Below are 1,176 nucleotides of genomic sequence, written 5' to 3' on the forward strand. Positions count from 1 at the left end.
AATAAGATGCTTCAGAAGGGACATTGTCAGAAACGAGAAATCCACAATTCAGCTTGAAAACGACATCATCATTTAGTCGTTTAACTAGGTCTTTAACGGTTGGAATTCGTTCCACGTATCGAATGAAAACAGAAATAATCATCGCGGCATAATTCAGCTCTTCAGGTGCGCCAAAACGCGACTTTTTAGTGACTTCATGGTAAATGGCATCTAAATCTATCGTAGAAATAATGGCTTCATATTTTTGGGTAGGTTCCATGTCATATAATTCTTGGATGCTAAATAGGCTAGGTTGTCGTATAATGGTCATAAGAAGCACTCCTCCAGTCTTTTTATGGTTTTGTTGTTATTACCATTATACAAGAAGATTTGGGGAGGTGCTTCTTTTTTCAACTCTCAAAACCATTGGGAGACAAGGGCTGTGAATTATGAAATTCATTCAATCGAGTGTTTTTAGATAAATCACTCGATTCTTTTTTGCTAAATTTTACTATTTAGGATTCTTTCTTTGGCTCCCTTTTATCCTTATTACTACTGACTGTAAACGAACTAAGTTATAGATTAATACCTGATAATCAAATAATACAGAAAATAAAATTCACACTATGATTGAAGCACCCTTGTTGGATAAAAAATTATATCAAGGGGGATAGTAAAATTTGTACTTAATCTTGAATCAAAGGAGGATTTTCAGATGGCCGTGTCTTATGAAGAATGTATTAAAGCTTGTTTAGAATGTATGGAAGCTTGTAATGGGTGTTATGATGCTTGTTTAAAAGAAGAGAATGTAAAAATGATGGCGGATTGCATCCGCTATAATAGGGAATGTGCTGACATTTGCGCATTAGCAGCAAAAGCAATGCAATCGGATAGCCCTTTTGCTAAGCAGATTTGTAAGCTTTGTGCTGACATTTGCGAAGCATGTGGAAAAATGTGTGAACAACATAACCATGCTAATCATTGCAAGGAATGTGCTGAATCTTGTTTTAAGTGTGCAGAGATTTGCCGAACAATGGCATCAATCGAGTAGGAGGAGGCGATTAACCTCCGTCCTCTCACACCACCGTACGTACGGTTCTCGTATACGGCGGTTCAACCTTTTGAGTATCGAAGCTCATAAAGTGTGGTTAAATCTTTTAACCCCCACTTTGTGAGCTTTTCATTTGTTATGGCACG

At 37.1% G+C, this 1,176-nt stretch carries 2 protein-coding genes; one reads left to right on the top strand and one right to left on the bottom strand.

Annotated features, from left to right (window positions below; genetic code table 11):
* On the bottom strand, window positions 1–310 hold a 310-nt coding region (locus GJS40_RS13950; RefSeq protein ID WP_270898458.1), incomplete at its 3' end, for a transposase.
* Between the two features lie 384 nt (window positions 311–694).
* Here GJS40_RS13950 and GJS40_RS13955 point away from each other — a divergent pair.
* Window positions 695–1,030 carry a four-helix bundle copper-binding protein gene (locus GJS40_RS13955; protein WP_270898459.1) on the top strand — a complete coding sequence of 112 codons (336 nt, stop codon included), beginning with the start codon at window positions 695–697 and terminating at the stop codon, window positions 1,028–1,030.
* Window positions 1,031–1,176 lie beyond the last annotated feature (146 nt).

The organism is Aliibacillus thermotolerans, from assembly GCF_027853235.1.
Taxonomy (GTDB): domain Bacteria; phylum Bacillota; class Bacilli; order Bacillales; family Marinococcaceae; genus Aliibacillus; species Aliibacillus thermotolerans.

Bases quoted from the DNA above. Each gene is read 5' to 3' on its own strand.
- GJS40_RS13955 (WP_270898459.1), top strand. From the start codon at position 695: ATGGCCGTGTCTTATGAAGAATGTATTAAAGCTTGTTTAGAATGTATG.